Origin of the sequence: Streptomyces sp. NBRC 110035 (genome assembly GCF_000829695.1) — a bacterium.
Taxonomy (GTDB): Bacteria; Actinomycetota; Actinomycetes; order Streptomycetales; family Streptomycetaceae; genus Streptomyces.
In genome coordinates this window covers 403,375-422,096 of sequence record NZ_BBNN01000015.1, presented here as the reverse complement: position 1 = coordinate 422,096, position 18,722 = coordinate 403,375, and the positions used below count along the sequence as shown (strand labels likewise).

12 protein-coding genes and 1 pseudogene are annotated in these 18,722 nt (G+C 73.0%); 10 read left to right on the top strand and 3 right to left on the bottom strand.

What is annotated here, in order from left to right:
• The first annotated feature begins 18 nt into the window (after positions 1 to 18).
• The 5 genes from TU30_RS01990 to TU30_RS01970 all read left to right on the top strand — a co-directional run bounded on the left by TU30_RS01990 (position 19) and on the right by TU30_RS01970 (position 7,454).
• Entirely contained in the window at positions 19 to 849 is an 831-nt protein-coding gene (locus tag TU30_RS01990) for a hypothetical protein (protein WP_042163632.1), read from the top strand.
• A 1-nt stretch (position 850) separates the two neighbouring features.
• Positions 851 to 2,122 carry a hypothetical protein gene (locus TU30_RS01985; RefSeq protein ID WP_042163630.1) on the top strand — a complete coding sequence of 424 codons (1,272 nt, stop codon included), beginning with the start codon at positions 851 to 853 and terminating at the stop codon, positions 2,120 to 2,122.
• A gap of 165 nt (positions 2,123 to 2,287) precedes the next feature.
• A complete protein-coding gene (locus tag TU30_RS01980) occupies positions 2,288 to 3,781 on the top strand; it encodes an SCO6880 family protein (protein ID WP_042163628.1) in 1,494 nt (497 codons plus the stop codon).
• 236 nt (positions 3,782 to 4,017) lie between these two features.
• On the top strand, positions 4,018 to 5,613 hold the full coding sequence (locus TU30_RS01975) for an ATP/GTP-binding protein (RefSeq protein ID WP_107068355.1): 1,596 nt from the start codon (positions 4,018 to 4,020) through the stop codon (positions 5,611 to 5,613).
• Complete coding sequence (locus TU30_RS01970; protein ID WP_078878061.1) at positions 5,610 to 7,454, top strand: type IV secretory system conjugative DNA transfer family protein; 1,845 nt, start codon at positions 5,610 to 5,612, stop codon at positions 7,452 to 7,454. The genes TU30_RS01975 and TU30_RS01970 overlap by 4 nt, the downstream gene beginning before the upstream one ends.
• 40 nt (positions 7,455 to 7,494) lie before the next feature.
• Here the strand turns inward: TU30_RS01970 and TU30_RS36745 are convergent.
• Positions 7,495 to 8,001, bottom strand: a pseudogene (locus TU30_RS36745) (DUF418 domain-containing protein); the annotation flags it as partial.
• 644 nt (positions 8,002 to 8,645) lie between these two features.
• Positions 8,646 to 9,038 carry a hypothetical protein gene (locus TU30_RS01960; protein WP_042163927.1) on the bottom strand — a complete coding sequence of 131 codons (393 nt, stop codon included), beginning with the start codon at positions 9,036 to 9,038 and terminating at the stop codon, positions 8,646 to 8,648.
• 203 nt (positions 9,039 to 9,241) lie between these two features.
• Between TU30_RS01960 and TU30_RS01955 the strand changes: the two genes are divergently transcribed.
• The 5 genes from TU30_RS01955 (at position 9,242) to TU30_RS32780 (ending at position 15,284) form a co-directional block, all read left to right on the top strand.
• Positions 9,242 to 10,276, top strand: a complete 1,035-nt coding sequence (locus TU30_RS01955; protein WP_042163618.1) for an NlpC/P60 family protein — start codon at positions 9,242 to 9,244, stop codon at positions 10,274 to 10,276.
• Positions 10,277 to 10,378: 102 nt separating this feature from the next.
• Entirely contained in the window at positions 10,379 to 10,900 is a 522-nt protein-coding gene (locus TU30_RS01950; protein ID WP_078878044.1) for a DUF4913 domain-containing protein, read from the top strand.
• Positions 10,901 to 11,078: 178 nt separating this feature from the next.
• Entirely contained in the window at positions 11,079 to 11,966 is an 888-nt protein-coding gene (locus TU30_RS01945) for a hypothetical protein (RefSeq protein WP_042163615.1), read from the top strand.
• 162 nt (positions 11,967 to 12,128) lie between these two features.
• Positions 12,129 to 13,601, top strand: coding sequence for a hypothetical protein (locus tag TU30_RS01940; RefSeq protein WP_042163613.1), 1,473 nt, complete (start codon positions 12,129 to 12,131; stop codon positions 13,599 to 13,601).
• A 30-nt stretch (positions 13,602 to 13,631) separates the two neighbouring features.
• Positions 13,632 to 15,284 (top strand): glycosyl hydrolase, encoded by a 1,653-nt coding sequence (locus tag TU30_RS32780; protein ID WP_052479718.1) that lies wholly within the window; start codon positions 13,632 to 13,634, stop codon positions 15,282 to 15,284.
• 162 nt (positions 15,285 to 15,446) lie between these two features.
• On the opposite strand, the gene TU30_RS01925 is transcribed toward TU30_RS32780, so the two are convergent.
• Positions 15,447 to 18,530, bottom strand: coding sequence for a BTAD domain-containing putative transcriptional regulator (locus TU30_RS01925; protein WP_042163611.1), 3,084 nt, complete (start codon positions 18,528 to 18,530; stop codon positions 15,447 to 15,449).
• Between the last annotated feature and the right edge of the window lie 192 nt (positions 18,531 to 18,722).

Below are 18,722 nucleotides of genomic sequence, written 5' to 3'. Positions count from 1 at the left end.
CGGACGGGAACGGTCGGGATGTTCACACGTAGGGAGTACCGGGAGCCACGCCGGTACCGGTCGGACCCGTCGGGGCCGTACTGGAAGCAGCGCGGCTGGCAGGTGTCGGCGGGGTTCCTCGCCGTCGTCGTCGTACTGAGCGGGATCGTCGCGCTGACGGCCGACCAGGACACCGACGGGAACAACGGGAACGCGCCGGCGGCCGAGGGGCCGCTGTCCGGCACCCCGGCCATGAAGGACGGCCGGCCCGAAGGGTGCCGTACGGACGACGGCGACGGCGACGCCCTGCCCACGGCTCCGCCCGACGACGTCGACTGGCACACCCTCGACGTCACACGTGTGCCCGTCTCGGCCTCCGCCGGGCCGGCCCTGACCCAGGGGCCCCTGTGGTGGTGCTTCGCGCACACGCCGACCGGAGCCGTGCTGGCCGCCCATATCATTCCCTCGCAGATGAGCGGTCCCGACTGGCGGACCGTCGCGCGGGAGCAGGTCGTGTCCGGCCGGGGCCGGGACCTGTTCGTCTTCAAACGTTCCACGGTCCAGGACGACGCCGAATCCGGCTCCGGTGCCGAGGCGGGTGACGGGTCGGACTCCGGCGGCTCCGGCGCGAGTGCCGGGACCGGCAGTTCGTCCGTCGCCTCCTACGCCGGATACTCGGTGCCCGCGTACTCCGGCGAGGCGGCGACCGTCGAACTGCTGCTCAAGACCAGTCAGGGCTACGCCACGACCTCCATCGCCCTGCGCTGGAGCGGCGGCGACTGGAAGGTCCAGCCCTCCGACAACGGTGCCCTGCACACGCCGGTGAAGGCGGTCCAGGGAACCAACGGCCATCTCCTTTGGGGGGTTTGACATGGCGTGCCCGACCGGTAATCCCATCGTCGACATCGCGGTGGGGTTCTTCAGCTTCCTCGGGGATCCCATCGGGACCATCGTCGAGGGCATCGCCAACGCCGTCCTCGCGGGCGCCATCGCGGTGTTCGGGGCGCTGACCACCAGCATCCCGACCCTCTCGGGAACCACGACGGCCCAGGACATCAACAGCCAGACACAGTGGATCGTGGTCTATCTGGCGGTCGGCTCGCTGCTGTTCGCGTCCGCCCGGATGGCCATCGAGCGGCGCGGGGAGGCCGGCACGACCGCGCTCAAGGGCATCATGCGGGTCATCCTCGTCTCGGGCGCCGCCACCACCGTCGTCACGGCCGCCGCCACCCTCTCCGACGACTACTCCACGTACCTCTTCAACGCGGGCGCGGAGAAGCAGCTGAGCGCCGTGGGCGCCTGCTCCGACGGCAACGGCATCGAGGCCTTCCTGCTGCTGATCCTCGCCTTCCTGCTGCTGATCGCCGGGATCATCCACACGATCCTGCTCTACATCCGCCTCGGCGTGATGATCCTGCTGCTGGGCACCCTTCCGCTGGCCGCCGCCGCCTCCATGACGAACTGGGGCGGCGGCTGGTGGCGCAAGCACCTCGGCTGGATGATCGCCTGGCTGTTGTACAAACCGGCGGCCGGCCTGGTGCTGTACGCGGGCTCGGCCATGATCAGCTCGGGTCAGGACGGCGGCAGCGACATCAACGAACGCATCGCCGGTATCGGCGTGATGCTGCTGTCCGCCGTCGCCCTGCCCGCCCTGCTGAAACTCGTCGTCCCCGCCACCGCCGCGCTCGGCGGGGCGTCCGCGATGTCCGGGGCGATGTCGTCGGTGGGCGGCTCCCTGGCGTCCGGCGCCCGTTCGCTCGGCGGCAGCAGCGGGGGCGGCAGCGGCAGCGGTGGCGCCGGCGGGCAGAGCGGTCCGCGCGGCGCGTCGGGGGCGTCCGGTTCGGGCGGCTCGGGCGGTTCGCAGGGCTCCTCCGGTTCCGGCGGCATGTCCGGCTCCTCCGGTTTCGGCGGCACCGACGGCGGCGCGGGCCGGCCGGGAGCCCCGGGTGCCGGGGCGGGAGCCGGCGCCGGCGGCGGAGGAGCCGGCGGCGGAGCGGCCGCCGGTGCGGGCCGGGCCGCCGCGGCGGCGGGAGGCCCGGTCGGTGTCGCTGTCGGGGCGGCGGTGACGGCGGCGCAGGTCGCCGGCCGTACCGCCTCCGGCTCCCTCGAGGGCGCCGACGGCGACCAGGGGCACAACCGCTGACCCCGGCGGCCCGGACGGGCACCCGGCGCACCGCCTCCTGAACGGCCGCCGAACTCCACGTCCCCCCGATGGAGTTCGGCGGCCGCTTTCCTCCCCCGCCCCCTCGCGCCCCGCCCACCCCCGCCCCCGTCACCCGATCACCGAACGAAGGGAAAACGGACCCTCATGTCCACGGAAGCCGTCACCCATCCGACCTACGGGAACTGGCGCCGCCCAAGGCGTCCGGGGCTCGGTCCGCTCGGGCTCGTCGGCACCTTCGGTGTCTTCGGCGGGCTCGTCCTCACCCTGCTCGCGTCCCTGATCTCGCTGTACGCGGCGATGGTCGTGTTCGTCCCCATCGCGGTGTTCCTGGTCCCGCTCGCCATCCGCACCCAGGACGGCCGCAACGTCTACCAGCTGATCGCCCTGCGCATCGGCTGGCGGCGGCGCAAGGCCAGGGGCGCGCACCTGTACGTCTCCGGGCCGCTGTCCGCCCGGCCGGGCGGCCGGTTCCGTCCGCCGGGGCTGCTCAACAAGGTCTCCGCGACCGAGGGCCGGGACGCCTACGACCGTCCCTTCGGCGTGCTGCACCATCCGAACCGCAACCTGTACACGATCGTCCTGGGCTGCGACCCGGACGGCGGTTCGCTCGTCGACCCGGACCAGGTCGACGTGTGGGTCGCCCTGTGGGGCGAGTGGCTGGCCCGCCTGTCCCACGAACCCGGGCTGCGCGGCGCGTCCGTGATCGTGGAGACCGCCCCCGACCCGGGCACCCGGCTCGCCCACGAGGTGCTGCCCCGCATCCGGCCGGACGCGCCGGCCGCCGCCCGTGCCGTGATGGAGGAGGTCGTCGAGCGCTACCCCACCGCGTCCTCCGAGATGCACACGTACGTCAGCCTCACCTACGGCGTCCCCGCGGGCCAGAAGCGGAAGAAGGAGGACGTGATCACCGACCTCGCCATCCGCATCCCGGGCCTGCTCAGCGGTCTGGTCGCGGCCGGCGGCGGGGCCGCGTACCCGCTGTCGGCGGAGCGGATCGCGGAGGTCGTGCGGGTCGCCTACGACCCTGCCGTCTCCGCCGACGTCCTCAACGCCCGCGCCCAGCAGGGCGGTACGGGCCTGGAGTGGGACGACGCCGGGCCGGCCGCCGCCGTCGAGACCGTGGGCAGCTACCAGCACGACTCGGGGGTGTCCCGGACCTGGCTGATGACGCTGGCACCGCGCGGCACCGTACGGTCCTCGGTGCTCCGGGGCATGCTGGAGGCGGCGCCCGGCACGCGGCGCAAGCGGGTCGCGCTGGTGTACCGGCCGATCGACCCGGCCACCTCGGCCCGGATCGTCGAGGCGGACCGGCGCAGCGCCCAGTTCATGGCGACGTCCGGCCGGGGCATGGTGCAGGCCCGCGCGGCCTCCGAGATACGGGCGGCGGAGCAGACCGCTACCGAGGAGGCGTCGGGCGCGGGGCTCGTGGAGTTCTCGCTGATGCTGACCGTCACCGTCGACACCATGGACCAACTGGCCGACGCGAGCGTCACGGTGCGCAACCTGACCGCGGCCTCCCGGGTGCTGATGCGGCCCGCGGACCGGATGCAGGCGGCCGCGTTCAGCTGCACGCTGCCCGCCGGGATCCTCCCGTGGGAGCAGACCCTGATCCCGCACGAACTGCAGGAGGCGCTGTGAGCCGCCGCGACGAGAAGAAGGCCGAGCTGGCCGACCGGCTGGCGGAGCAGCGGGCACGCGCGGAGCTGGAGGCGAGGCGTCCCGGGGCGGGGTCCCCGCGGCCGGAGAAGGCCGGGCGCAAGGGCCGCGTGAGCCGTACGGAGCGCAAGGAACGGGAGAAGGCCGGGCTCGGCGAGGGCGGCGGCAGGCAGGGCGGGGGCGGGAAGACGGCCGCTTCCCGCCCCCGCGAGCCGTACGTGCCGCCACGCGGCTGGTACGGGGCCGGGGGCGGGCGGGTCGGCTACCTGGATCCGCCGACCATGTGGCGGGCCACCACCGTGCAGGCGTGCGGCATGTGGCCGTTCGCGGCCGGTTCCGGCTCACCCATGACGGGCGTACCGCTGGGGCAGCACCTGTTCACCGGGGCCACGGTCTGCGGCGACCCGCTGAACTGGTTCACCCGGGCCCGGTACATCTCCAACCCGTCGCTGTTCATGCTCGGCATGCCGGGTCTGGGCAAGTCCACGCTCGTCAACCGCATGCTGATCGGGCTCTCCGCCACCGGTGTCGTCCCGCTGGTCCTCGGCGACCTCAAGCCCGACTACGCCGACACGGTCCGTGCCCTCGGCGGCCAGGTGATCTCCATCGGCCGCGGCCGGGGCGGCATCAACGTCCTCGACCCGGGCGCCATGGGCGCGGCGGCGGCCAGGATCGGCGGCGAGGCGGGCGAGGTGCTGAAGGCCGAGACGCACGGCCGGGTGCTGAACATGGTGGCCGCGCTCATCACCATCGTGCGCGGCCGGCCGATGGACGACCACGAGCAGTCGGTGCTCTCCGCCGTCCTGCACCACCTGCGCGAACGCACCCCGCCCGGCCGGACCGTGCTGCTGCCGGACGTGCTCCGGGTGCTCACCGAGGGCCCCGACCGGGTGCGCGCGGTCACCCTCGACCGGGGGGACGACGCCCGCTACCGGGACGCCGTCGACCCGCTGCACCGCTCCCTGCTCGGCATTCTCGACGGCCCGCTCGGCGACACCTTCGCCTCCGAGACGTCCACCCGCATCAACCCGGACGCTCCGGCGGTGTGCATCGACATCTCCGGCATCGGTGAGGCCGACACCCAGCTGACCGCCGCCGCGATGCTCGCCGCCTGGTCCGACGGGCTCGGCACGGTGGCAGCCTCGCACGCTCTCGCGGACTCCGGGCTCGAGCCCCGGCGCTGGTTCTTCACCGTGCTCGACGAGCTGTGGCGCCCGCTGCGGGCCGCCTCCGGCATCGTCGACCGCATCGACGCCCTGACCCGCCTCAACCGTTCCCTCGGCCTCGGCGACGCCAAGATCACCCACACGCTCAAGGACGCCGAGGCGCTCGGCAGCGACGCCGACCGGGCCAAGGCGCGCGGCTTCGTCGAGCGGGCCGGGATGGTGGTGTGCGCGGGGCTGCCGAAGGCGGAGATGGAGGACCTCGGCAAGGTGGTGGGCCTGTCCCGGCGTGAGATCGAACTCGTCTCCTCCTGGTCCTCGCCGCCCGGCTGGGGTGTCTCCGGCGACCATGGGGAGCCGCCCGGCCGGGGCCGCTTCCTCATCAAGGTCGGCGGACGCCCCGGCATCCCCATCAAGGTCGCCATCACCGACGCCGAGCGCCGGCTGCACAACACCAACACCCGGTGGACGCCGAACGAGGAGGCCGTCGAGCAGGCGGTCGAGCAGGAGCTCGCCCACACCGCCGCGCAGGTGGCACGGGCCGCGCAGGAGGGTGCGTACGCGATGCCTGGTGGACCCGGCGAGCCGGGCGTTCCGGGGTTCCCCGGCGGCCCGGGGGCCGGGGCCGCCGCCGGGAGGTGGTCCGCGTGAGTGCTCCAGGCACCGGTGACCTGCACGAGCAGCTGCCGTGGGCCATCGTGGCGATCGCCGGCACCGGTCTGACCATGTTCACCGTCGTCTGGACCGGCGGGACCCTCGGATCCGGGCTGTCCGGCAACGGCTGGGCCGGCCCGCCGTTCGCCATGTCGACCGTGTCGCACCTGGTCTCCGACGGGCCGGCCGGCCTGTGGCCCGGGGCTCCGGCCGTCGCCGTCTACGGGGGCATGCTCGCCTTACTGGCTCTCATCGCGCTGCCCGTCGCCCTCGTCCTGCGCCTCGCCCTGGGCCGGTCCGGCCGCACCAAGGGCCTGGCCGGGCGCCGCGAACTCGCCGCCATGTGCCCCAAGGGCATCGAGGCCCGCGCCCGCGAACTGCGCCCCAGCCTCAACGGCCGCGACCGGGTGCACCCGGACGAGACCGGCAACCTCCTCGGCGACCTCAGCCCCAAGGGCCCCGAGCTGCGCAGCAGTTATGAGGACGTGGAACTGGACCTCATGGCGCCCCGGGCCGGCAAGTCCACCGGCATCGCCGTCCCCCGGGTGCTGCGCGCCCAGGGCGCCGTCCTGCTCACCTCCAACAAGTCCGACGTGTACGCCGTCACCCGCGCCGAGCGCGAGAAGGCCGGCACGGTCTGGACGTTCGACCCGCAGGGCATCGCGCACACCCCGCGCGCCATGTGGTGGAACCTGCTCGGCGAGTGCCACACCATCGAGGGTGCCCGCCGCATGGCCGGTCACTTCGTGGCGTCGGTCAACGACGACACCGCGAAGAAGGACTTCTGGATCTCGGCCGCCCAGAACACCCTCACCGCCCTCTTCCTGGCCGCCGCCCGCAGCCGCACCCCCATCACCGAACTGCTCGGCTGGCTCGCCGATCCCGCCGACCGCACCCCGGTCGACCTGCTCCGCGACGCCGGACTCGTCGCGATGGCCGAGCAGTTGCAGGGCACCGTGCGCGGTGCGGTGGAGACCCGGGACGGCATCTACGAGACCGCCCGCCAGACCGTGTCCTGCCTGCTCGACCCGGAGATCCTCGCCTGGGTCTCGCCCGACCCCCACCTGCCCGAGTTCCGTCCCGACCTGCACGTCCTCGGCCAGGACACGCTCTACCTGCTCTCCAAGGACGGCGGTGGCTCCGCCGCCGGCGTCATCGCGGGGCTCGCCGACGCGACGCTGCGGGCGGGCGTGGTCGCCGCCGAGCGCATGGGCGGCCGGCTCGACCCGCCGCTGACGGCGGTCCTCGACGAGGCCGCCAACGTGTGCCGCATCTCCGATCTGCCCGACCTGTACTCGCACTTCGGCTCACGCGGCATCAACGTCGTGACACTTCTGCAGAGTTACCGGCAGGGTGCCCGGGTGTGGGGCGAGATCGGCATGGACGCGCTGTGGAGCGCGGCGACGATCAAGCTCCTCGGCGCGGGCCTGGACGACGCCGACTTCGTGCAGAAGATCTCCACGCTCGTCGGCCAGCACGACGTCCGTACACCCACCATCTCCCGCGGCAAGGAGGGGACTTCACGGTCGTACTCCTACCGCCAGGAGTCCGTCCTGCCGCCGGACCGCATCCGCGCCCTCCCCAAGGGCACGGCACTGCTCCTGGCCACCGGGGTCAAGCCGGCGCTGATCCGGCTGCGTCCCTGGTACAAGGAGCCCGGCGCCGGCGCGATCTCGGCGGCCGCGAAGGCGGAGACGGCGGCCATCACGGAGCGCGCCGCGCGCCGTCTTCTGCCGGGGCTGGGGGATGCTCCGGGCGGGACGGAGACGGCGGGGGTGCCGGGGCTGCCGGGCGCGCAGGGGGCCCCGGGGGTGACGTTGTCCAAGCCGGTGTACTGACCCGGTGCGGGGAGGTGCCGGGCCGGCGGCCCAGTGCGATCGTACGCAGGACCAGCTCGGCCGGCCCGTACCGCACCCGGTCCATCAGCCGCACGCTGACGGCGAGCTGGACGGCGTAGAGCAGTACGCACCCCGCGAGGACGGCGACCGTGCCGGCCCGGTCGTACAGTCCTAGCCCGTACCCGGTGAACACGCAGGCGAGGACGAGCGACTGGGTGAGGTAGTGGCTGAGTGCCATGCGTCCGGCGGCGGCGAGCACACCGGCCGCCGCCGGGACGCGGGCCTCGCGCCGCAGGAGCAGCAGGAGCAGGCCGCAGGCGTACGACGCCGTGAGCGCCGGCGCGGTCAGCACCGTCACCGCCTGCCCGACCAGGAACCAGCGGTTGTCCAGTGGCCCGCTCGCGCAGCAGGCGGCGGCCACACCGCCGGCGAGGCCGGGCGGCAGCAGGCGTACGACGGCCCGCCGCAGCCACACCCGGTCCCGGCCGCGCCGCTCGGCCAGCCGGGACTTCGCCGCCGCGAGCCCTGCCAGGGCGGCGGCCAGCATGGCCGGCGCGTACAGCAGATCCGTGGCGATCACCGCCGGCAGTCCGCGCAGACGCGCCTCCAGCACCGACCCGGCGTCGCCCCGGTACGCGGCGACGGTGTCGGCGACGCGGGGCGCGTACTCGACGGCGGTGACCGGCTCGGTCAGCGCGACGGTCAGCAGCCCGTACCCGAGCAGCAGCGCCGACAGCACCACCAGCAGGCCGGCAGCGAGGTACAGCGCGGCCCGTGCGGAGATGCCGCGCAGCCCGTACAGCACCAGCGCGATGACGGCGTACGTGGTCAGGATGTCGCCGGGATACAGGAGGACGGCGTGCGCGGCCCCCAGGACGAACAGGCCCGCGGCGCGCCGCAGATGGCGCGGGGCGAAGGCGACGCCCGCCCCCCGGGCGGACCGGGACTGGAGGACGAAGCCGTAGCCGAAGAGGAAGGAGAACAGGACGTAGAACTTGGCCGTGACCAGCGCGGTCACCGCCCACGCGGCACCCCGGTCCAGTGCCGAGGCGCCGGGCCCGCCGCCGAAGGCCGTGTACGGGCCCGCCATCAACTGGGCGTTGACCACCAGGATGCCGAACAGGGCGAACCCGCGCAGCACGTCGAGTTCGCCGACGCGCCGGGGGCATTCGGGTGGGGGCCCGGCCGGCCTCACCCAGCCATCACGGTCCCGGCGCCGAACGCCAGGGTGGCGGACAGGAACCACCCGAACGACGACGCCAGCAGATGCCTGGACGTCCACAGCCTGGCCTGCGTGGGACGCTCCCGTACGTACACGACCGGCACGTTGTCGCCGACCGGGGGCACTCCGTAGAACGGCCCGCACCGTCCCGGATCGAGGACGAGGTCTCTGCCGAGGTGGTCGGAGAACATGACGAGCCCGCCACGCCGCCGGTCGGCCGCCTTCCTCGGCGTCACCCACCCCATCACCCGCCGGCCGCGCGCCCACAGGGCCGCGGCCGTCGCCGCTGCCCGGACCGCGGCCAGCAGAAAGCCGAGGCCGAGCCCCGTACACAACGCGAGAAGCACCAACTGCGCGTTCATACCCATCCCTTCGCCCAGGTCCTGCCGTCCGGTGCCCTGCGCGCACAACGGCCGGCGAGGTCGCCCCGGTTCATCCGGTCGCGTTCCGCCCGCTTTGAACCTCCGGACGGACCGGCCCCGTTGTATGGGCGACCCATGCCCCCGCATCCCCGCGTTCCTGCATCCCTGCCCATGCGGCGCCTACGAAGGGAGCCACAGCCCACATGAGACGGACCCCGCGCGCACACGGCCACCGGACGGTGGCCGTGGTCACGACGGCTCTCGCTCTGACGGCGGCGCTCCACCAGCCCGCCAGTGCCGAGCCGGCGACCCTCCCCGAGGTGCGTGCCGAACTCGACCGCCTCTACCACGACGCCGAGGTCGCCACGGAGAAGTACAACGCCGTCGACGGCGAGGTGACCCGGCAGAAGAAGCGCGTCAGCACGCTCAAGGCCCAAGTGATGTCGACGGAAAAGAAACTGACCCGCCTCACCGAACTGGCCGGGGTGGCGGCCCGCACCCAGTACCGCGGTGGCGGTGTCCCCGCCGAGGTTCAGTTCGTCCTCGCCGACAACTTCGAACGTGCCCTGGACAACGCCTCCCTGGCCCGCCAGGCGCACCGGGGAACGAACCGTGTGATGACGGCCCTGGCCAAGACCCAGGAGGAGCTGCGCACGCGCAGCGACGACGCGGACGACGAACTGAAGCGGCTGCGCAAGAACCGCAGATCCATGGACTCCCACCGCACAACGATCCAGGCCCGCATCGACGAGGCACAGAAGATGGAGTCGCGGCTGGCGGAGAAGCAGCGCCGTGAACTGGCCGCGCTCGAAAGGGAGACCGCCGACGAGGCCCAGGCGAAGTGGGTGGAGTCGGGCGTCCTCGACACTGCCGGCACCGAGGGCAGCAGCGCGGGCAGCAAGGCCGTCGCCTTCGCCACCCGTGAGCTCGGCAAGCCCTACGTCTGGGGCGCCGAGGGCCCCGACTCCTACGACTGCTCCGGCCTCACCTCGCAGGCATGGCTGGCGGCGGGCGTGGCCATCCCGCGCACCTCGCAGGATCAGTGGCGCCTGCTCCACCGCGTCCCGGTCGCGGACATGCGCCCCGGTGACCTGATCATCTACAACGCCGACGCCACCCACGTCTCCCTCTACATCGGCGACGGCCGGATGATCCACGCCCCGCGCCCGGGGCGCTCGGTGACGGTGGCGCCGGCCGGGTCGCTGGAGATCCTCGGGGTGGTGCGGCCCGACGCGTGAACCTTCCGTCCGGGGACAGCACGTGGAACGCGCACCGGCCGCCGCCCCGGCACCGAGCACCGATCTCCCAGCCGCCACGCCACGCATCACCAGAAGGGCGCCATGTCCACCACCCAGTCGGCCCACTCCGAGGTCTCCGCAGCCGGGCGACCCGACGCCGCGCCGTCCCAGGGGGCCGGCAGCGGTCCGGCGACCCCGGCCCCCGGCGAGAAGCCCTCCGCCCCGCCCCGCTTCATCCTCTACCTGGACGGACCCGCGTACGCGCAGACGCTGCGCCAGCTGACCCTGTGGACGCACCACGTGCTGCTGCCGGTCTACGGCAGGGAGGTCACCTCCCAGTCCCCCTGGTGCTCCGTGTGGTGGGAACACCCCGAGGCCGTGGCCCAGTTGCACGGTCTGTGGCTCGCCTGGGGGGATCTCACCGGCCCCGGTTCCGACATGACCGGACCCGCCATCTGGCACCGCGACTACATGCCGTCGGTCATGGACACCCTTCGGGACCCGCAGGGACCGTTCGCGGGCTGCAAGCCCGGCATGCACCGCCCGAAGGAGAAACCCGTCGTCGAGGCGATGGACCCCTTCGGGCCGCCGCCCCCTCCGCCGCCGCCGTCCCCGTGGTCCTGACGGAGCCGTGCGGGGTACCGCTCCGGCAGGTGGTACGTGCGGGCGGAAGGTGATGAACCGTCTGCCTCGGCAGCCGCGTTGTGGTTGCAGAGCGGAGTAAGCATCCGGTCGGCGGAGCCGGACCCGGCACCGTCACAGGCTCCGTGCGGAGCGATCACCTCCCGGAAGGAAGGGTGACATGGCAGGATCCACCCACTCGGACGACAGCGCCAATTCCAACGCCAGTTCCTACGTGTCCGTCAGAATCAGTGAGGACAGAAGGGGGACACGGGCCGAGGTCTCCAGCAAGCCTGCCCCGGACAACGCGCCTCCGCTGTTCGCCGGGGCCGGAACCGGCGTGTACGACCGGACCAACCAGCAGTTCTACGCGGTCAACCCGGACAACCCGCGGGGCAGCCAAGTCGCGCGGTGGAGCAAGAGTGCGACGAAGTGGGTCGCGGAGAACAAGTCCCGCATTGTGAAGGCCCTGGTCGACGTCTCCCCGACCCTCATCCAGGGCGCCTCCACCTTTGCCCCCGGCAGAGCGGGAACGATCATCAACGGCGTCGGCATCGCCGCCCAGGGCGCGGTGGCCGGCCATGAGCTCTACGGCCAGTACCAGCAGCACCGCTCGGGCGGCCACGTCGACGGGGTCCAGATCGGCGCGAGCCTCGGCCGGCTGGCATCCACGGCTCTGAACACGTACGCGGCTGTGGGCGACCAGGAGTCCGACACCACCAAGATGGTCGGCGGAGCGGGCTCCTGGGTGGCCGGCGGCGCGACCATGACCGACATCATGCACCACGCCCACACCAGTCCCGAACGGGTGGCGCAGGACCCCGGTTACGAGATGTACGGAATGCACCGGAACCCGCCTCTCGGTAACCAGCCGGGCCAGTACCCGCCCGGGTACAACCCGGCCTCGCCGCCCCCGTCCTCCACGTCGTCCCTGCCGGCCCCGGCCAACAACGCTCCGGCCGGGAACTTCGACCCGCCCAGCAGCTCCACGAGAACCAGCAGGGCACCGGTGGAGCCGCTGTCGAGTAATGCTCAGGGCAAGAAGCCCGAACGCCGGAGGCGCAAGTAGCCGCACCGCTCCGTACCGGCCCGGCACAGGGCGGCCGCGTCCTTGGGGGAGGCGCGGCCGCCGTGCCGTGACCCGCCGGGACGCTTCGCTCGTTGAACCGTTGCCCCCGGCCCGCCCGTTGTCGCTTCGTGTCCGAACCTCCGACCCGAGAGAGGGGGCACCGTGGCGGACGACAACGCGGCCTCCCCGAGCCGGAACCGGTTGACCAAGGAGCGCCCCGAAGTCGGACTGGCGCGTGACCTGGTCAAGACCGAGTACCGCCTGCGGGACGAGCGTCGCGACAACGGGCGGGATCCGACCGACACGGCGGGCCTCTGGAACCGTCTGGCGGCCGAGCTGCGCCGGCTCATGGACCGTCTGACGGGCCGGTCGCAGTCGGCGGCGACCCCGGCCGGCGGGGACTACGCGTCCGTCGGCGGACGGGAGGCCGACCGGTCCGACCCGTGGCCGCCCGTCCCGGCACAGAGGCCGGCGGAGAAATCGTCCGAGATGTCCTCGGTGCAATCGGCGCACCCGGACGTGGCGCGCCTCGGGGAGAGGATCGGCCGGCTGTCGACGCTCCAGCACGAGGCCTTCGAGGACGCGGTTCTCCACCTGGTCAGGACCGACGCGAACCGGAAGAAGGCGTTCGAGCAGTCCCCCGAGAGCATGCCGACCGTCGCCCGGTACGCCGCCAACGCGTACATGCGGGAGTCGCTGCGGGAGACGTCCCAAGGTGTGGACCCGCCTCAGCGGGAAAGGACTCCGGCGCAGGACACCGCACTGCGGACCACGCCGGTCACGGCCACGAACGCCTACACCGACAGCAGTACGCAGACAGACGCGAACACGAGCACGAACACTGCTGCCCCCACCCTCACCGCCACCGAGGCCATGGAGGCCGCCCGGGACCGGATCATGGCCGCCGACGCACAGCAGTTCGCGGCGCTGCGCGAGCGCTGGGAGCGTCCGGCTTCGCCGGAGCGGTCGGACGCCGCACCGGCAGTGGCACCGGTCGTGGAGCAGGGCCGGAGCGGCTTCGAGGGGCTCCGCCAGAACGAGATGGCCGACGGCCAGGCCTTCCAAGCAGCCCAGCAGACGCAATGGGAACGCCTCGGCACCACCCCCACCGCCACCCCCAGTGCCCAGGACGCCTTCGACGGACAGGCCTTCCGCGCCGCCGAGCAAGCCCAACGGGAGCAGCTCGGCACCACCCCCACCCTCACCCCGCGCCCCACCGACGCCTTCGACGGCCAGGCCTTCCAAGCAGCCCAGCAGACGCAATGGGAACGCCTCGGCACCACCCCCACCGCCACCCCCAGTGCCCAGGACGCCTTCGACGGACAGGCCTTTCTCGCGGCCGAGCGGGCTGCTCAGCAGACCGGGCGGGCCGCCCACGCAGGCGGCCCGGTGGACAGCGCCCCCACGAGCGCGCCCCCGAGCCCCGTAGCGCCCCTGGCGCCGTCCGCAACCCTGCCGTCCCTGCTCAGCGGCGACGGGCACGCGGCCCTGCGCAGCTCGCTCGAGTCGCTCGCTCCCCTGCGCTCCCCCACGGCCCCGGGCAGCAGCGACTCACCGACGAGGTCCTCCAGCCCGGCGCCCGTCAGAGCCCACACCACCACACGCACGAACTCCCAGCCGAGAGGACGGAAATGACATACGTCGCCCCACCAGGAGGCGTGATCCATGCGTAGACCCCTCATCCACAGGCCCGTCCTGCGCAGGCCCGTCCTGCGCAGACGCACCTCGTTCCTGCTGGCACTGCTCCTGGTCGCGGTCGGGGTCACCGGCACCGCCCTGCTGATCCAGAACCAGCGCTCGGACGACGTGAGCATCGCGGGCACACCGGCCGCCAACGCCGGCGAGCACACCGTCACCTTCAAGAACACGACGGGCCAGCGGATCTGGATCGGCAGCACGGTCAACGCCGACGGGTCGGCCGAACTCACCGGGCTTCCGACGCTGGACCCGGGCCAGTCGGCCACCATCACGATCCCCGAGAACTCCGGCGCCGGACACTGGCGCGGCAAGTTCTTCGCCCGCGAGGGCTGCACCGGCGAGGAGGGCAGCACGTTCCACTGCGCCGTCGGCGACTGCGGTCCGTACTCCGACCGGTGCTCGACCGGTGAACAGCCGACCGGACTGGCCGAGTTCAACTTCGACCCGAAGGACAGCCTGGCGCCCTGGTACAACGTCAGCTATGTCAACGCCGTCGCGTCGCCGATCACCATCACGCCGGACGGCGTGACACCGCCCGAGTCGGGCGAGTGCACGTCGGCGGGCTGCGTCGAGGACCTGCTGGCCGCCTGCCCGGCCGACAACCTGGTCAAGGACGAGGCCACCGGCCGGGCGCTGGTCTGCGTCAACCCGAACCGGGACGCGAAGACCCCCTACAGCGACGCGCTGGCCGGCAAGTGCCCGACCGCTTACAGCTGGTCCAAGCACGACACCGAGCAGGGCAACCAGGTCGTGTACCAGTGCCGGCAGTGCACCGGTATGACCGTCACCTTCCACGGCACCGGCGAGGCCGCCGCCCCGCCCGACAACAACGCCGCGCCCCCGCCGGCCCCCGTGGTCACCGAGCAGCCCCGCGAGGGCGGCAACACCCCGGCCGCCTCCCGCAAGGGCATCAGCCTCAACCCCGTGGCGGGTGCCTCCGAGGCCCTGGCCGACTCCGGTTCGTCCTGGTTCTACAACTGGGCCTCCTCCAGCGACGGTGTCACCAGGCCGGAGGGCGTCGAGTACGTCCCGATGATCTGGGGCCCCGACTCGGTCACCGACGCCCAACTGGGCCAGGCCGCCAAGGAAGGGAAGGTGCTGCTCGGCTTCAACGAGCCGGACCATCCGGGCCAGGCCACCATGTCGCCCGAACAGGCGCTGGACCTGTGGCCCCGGCTGGAGTCCACCGGTCTGCGCCTGGGCGCACCCGCGGTCGCCTCCGGCGGTGACCTCGAGGGCGGCTGGCTGGACCGGTTCATGAAGGGGGCCGAACAGCGCGGTCTGCGCGTCGACTTCATTCCCCTGCACTGGTACGGCGCCGACTTCGGCCCCGACGCCGTCAACCAGCTGCGCGGCTATCTGCAGGCCGTGCACGACCGCTACAACAAGCCGGTCTGGCTCACGGAGTACGCCCTGATCGACTTCTCCCAGGGCACCCCGCGCTACCCGAGCGAACAGGAGCAGACCGCCTTCGTCCGGTCCTCGACCGAGATGCTGAACGGCCTGGACTTCCTGGAGCGCTACGCGTGGTTCGTGCTGTCCACCGAGACCCACCGGACGGGTCTCTACGACGGGGCGGTCGCCAACGCGAGCGGGCGTATCTACCGCGAGGTGCGCTGAGGTGCCTTGAGGCGTCTTGAGACACCGAGGCACCCGCCGCGGGCACGAGGGCGGTTCGGCTCCCAAAAGATCACCGGGGTTGAACCGTCCTCGCCCCGCGGCCGTTGTTCGGGTGTGCCCCGGCGACTCCTCGACGGGGCTCACGATCGGAGGAGATCCATGTCAGGCGGTCCGTTTCGGCGCAGCCCCTCGGGCACGCGCGTCGGCCGGGCCGTCCTGCAGGCGGGCGAGCCGCGCGCGGACCTTCTCGGCGTCCGGATGACCGAACTCCGCGAAGATCGCGAGGGCTTGGTGCCAGCTCGCCCGGGCGGCCTCCGGCTCCTCGGCGTCGAGATGGACGTCCCCGAGATTGCCCAGCGTGTGGCCCTCGCCCCACCGGTTGCCGATGTCCCGGTGCGTCGCGAGTGCCTGACGGTAGTACTCGACGGACTCGTCGTAGCGGCCGAGCCGGTGGTGGACCGTGCCGAGGATGTCGAGGGCGACGCCCTCGACCCAGCGGTTGTCGCCGGCGCGCAGCACCACCAGTGCCCGCTCCAGGCAGCCGAGGGCGTCGTCGTACCGGCCGAGCCGCTGGTAGGCGTCGCCCAGGTTGCACAGGGCGACGCCCTCTCCCCAGGCGCTGCCCTCGATGCGGTCGAGGGCCAGCCCCCTTCGGATGTACTCGACGGCCTTGCCGAGCCGGCCGACGTGCAGGTAGACGTCGCCCAGGTTGGCGACCACCGTCGACCTTGCCTTCCTGTCCCCGAGTTCCTGGCACAGTTCCAGCGCCCGGTGCAGGTGCACGATGGCCTCCTCGAGCCTGCCGGCGTTGCGCAGCGCGGCGGCCGTGTCGGACAGCCCCTGGGCCTCGCCCTGCCGGTCGCCGGCGGTGCGGGCGGCGATGAGACCCGTACGGGAGGTGTCGAGCCAGTCGTGCGTGTGGCTGCGCAGGTAGAAGAACCCCCACAGGACGGCGGGCAGCCGCCACGCGATGCCAGGTTTCCCGGCCTGGTCGGCCTGGTGCACCGCGACGACCAGGTTGGGCCGTTCGGTCTCGCACCAGTCGAGCGCCTGCTCGTGCGTCGTGAACTCCAGCGGCCGGCACCCCTCGGGCAGCGGTTCCAGGGGAATACGGCGGCGGTTCGGGGTGATGTGCGGGTAGGCCGCGTCGGCGGTGTGCAGGTACCAGGAGAGCAGTCGCTCGACGGCGAGGTCCCGCTCCTCCCGTGTCTCCTCGGCACGCACCCGTTCGGCGGCGTACACGCGCAGCAGGTCGTGCAGGGTGTAGCGGCCCGGGAAGTGCTCGGTGAGCAGGTGGGCGCGGGTCAGCTCGGCGAGGATGCCGCGGGCCTCACGCGGGGGGAGCCCGGCGAGGGCGGCCGCCGCGGGCGCGGAGATGTCCGGCCCGGTGTGCAGGCCCAGCAGCCGGAACAGGCGTGCCGCCGGGACGGACAGCGCCTTGTAGGACCAGGAGAAGACGGCCCGCACGTCGGTGGTGATGTCGTCACCGCCGGCGAAGGCGTCCAGGCTGCCGTGGCTGTCGCTCACCTCGTCGGCGATGGCGCTGAGCGGGAAGGCCGGGTGGGCGCAGGCGTGGGCGGCGACGATGGCGAGCGCCAGCGGCAGCCGGCCGCACCGCGCGATGATCTCGTCCGCCGCCTCGGGTTCCGCGGCCAGCCGGTCGGTGCCGAGGCGCCGGGCCAGCAGGTCGTGTGCCTCGGCGGAGGTCATCTGATCCAGCGTCAGGGGCTGCGCCCCTTCGCCGGCGACCAGGCCGGTGAGCCGATTGCGACTGGTGACGATGACCAGGCAGCCCGGGGATCCGGGCAGCAGCGGGCGGACCTGCTCGGTGTCGCGGGCGTTGTCGAGGAGGATCAGCAGCCTGCTCCGCGCGAGCAGGCTGCGGTACAGCGCCACCTGCGCGTCGAGACCGGAGGGTATGCGCATCGGGGGGACGCCGAGCGCGTCGAGGAAGATCCGCACGGCGTCGTCCGGCGTCACCGCCGAGCCGGTCGGGTCGAAGCCGCGCAGGTTGATGTAGAGCTGGCCGCCGGGGAAGCGGTCGGCGACCCGGTGGGCCCAGTGCACGGCCAGAGTGGACTTGCCGATCCCGCCCATGCCGCCGATCGCGCTGATCACGACGGTCGACGGAGGGCTGCCGTCCTCGGGCAACAGGGCTTCGGTCCGCTCGAGTTCGGCGTGCCGTCCGGCGAAGGTCGGCAGATCGGCGGGCAGTTGCGCCGGGCGGGCGGTCCCCTCCGGGGTGCCGTGCGGGTCACAACGGTCGGCCCCGTCCGTCGGCCGGTCGGCCGGACCGTCGTCCGACGCCGGCTCGTCCGCCGTCCTGCCGCCGGTTGCCGTGTCATCGCCCGCTCTCCCGTCCGCCGATGCGACGACGGACGGCTCGGACGCCACAGGCGTCACGGACGGGCGGAGCTGCCTGAGCGGGTACGCGGGCCGGAGCGGAGCGGGTGCCGGGTCGGGCATCAGGGCCGGGTCGGCCGCCAGGATGCGGTCATGCAGGTTCTGGAGCGAGGCACCGGGCTCGACACCCAGCTCCCTGACCAGGGCACTCCGTGTCCCGCGGTACGCCGCCAGTGCCTCGGCCTGCCGCCCGGACCGGTACAGCGCCAGCATGAGCAGCCGGCACAGTTGCTCCCGCAGGGGGTGCCTGCCGGTGAGCGGGATCAGCTCGGCGATCACCTCGTGATGGCGTCCGAGCTGGACGTCGACGTCCAGCCGCGCCTCCAGCGCGGTCAGCCACTCCTCGTCCAGCCAGGAGCGCACCGTCTCGGCCAGCGGGCCGGGGAGTCCGGCCAGCGCGGCTCCCTGCCACTCGCCGAGCGCGGCGTGCAGCAGTTCCGCGGCGCCGGACACGTCGCCCGCGGCGCGTGCCCTCTTCGCCCGGGCGACCCGGCGCTGGAACACGGCGAGGTCCAGGGCGTCGTCCGGGATCCGCAGCACGTATCCGTCCCCGACGGAGACGACCACCCGGGGCTGCCCGGCGGCCCGGTCACGGCCGGGCTCCAGCACCTTGCGCAGGCGCGACACGTAGGTCCGCAGGACGGACACGGCAGCCGCGGGCGGCTCCTCCCCCCAGACGGCGCCGAGGAGTTCACCGAGCGGTACGGGGCGTCCACGCCGTAACAGCAGCAGCGCCAGCACAACTCTCTGCTGGGGCGAGCCGAGGTCCAGTTCCCGTTTCCCGCGCCATGCCCGGACCGGGCCCAGCACGGCGAAGCGAACGGAATTCACGTAGTGGTCCACCCTCGGACTCTAGTAGGACGGGAAGTCGCCACCGTCACCTGGACGGAACGTGCCATTCCGTCCCGTGTCATCGCTGATTTCGCTGTTATCCCGGTTGTCGCCCTGGAGTTGAACCTTTTTCATCCGGCGACCGTTGCGGTACGCGGGCAACGCCGATACGGACCCGGCCGTGCCATGCGGCCGGGAACGTCA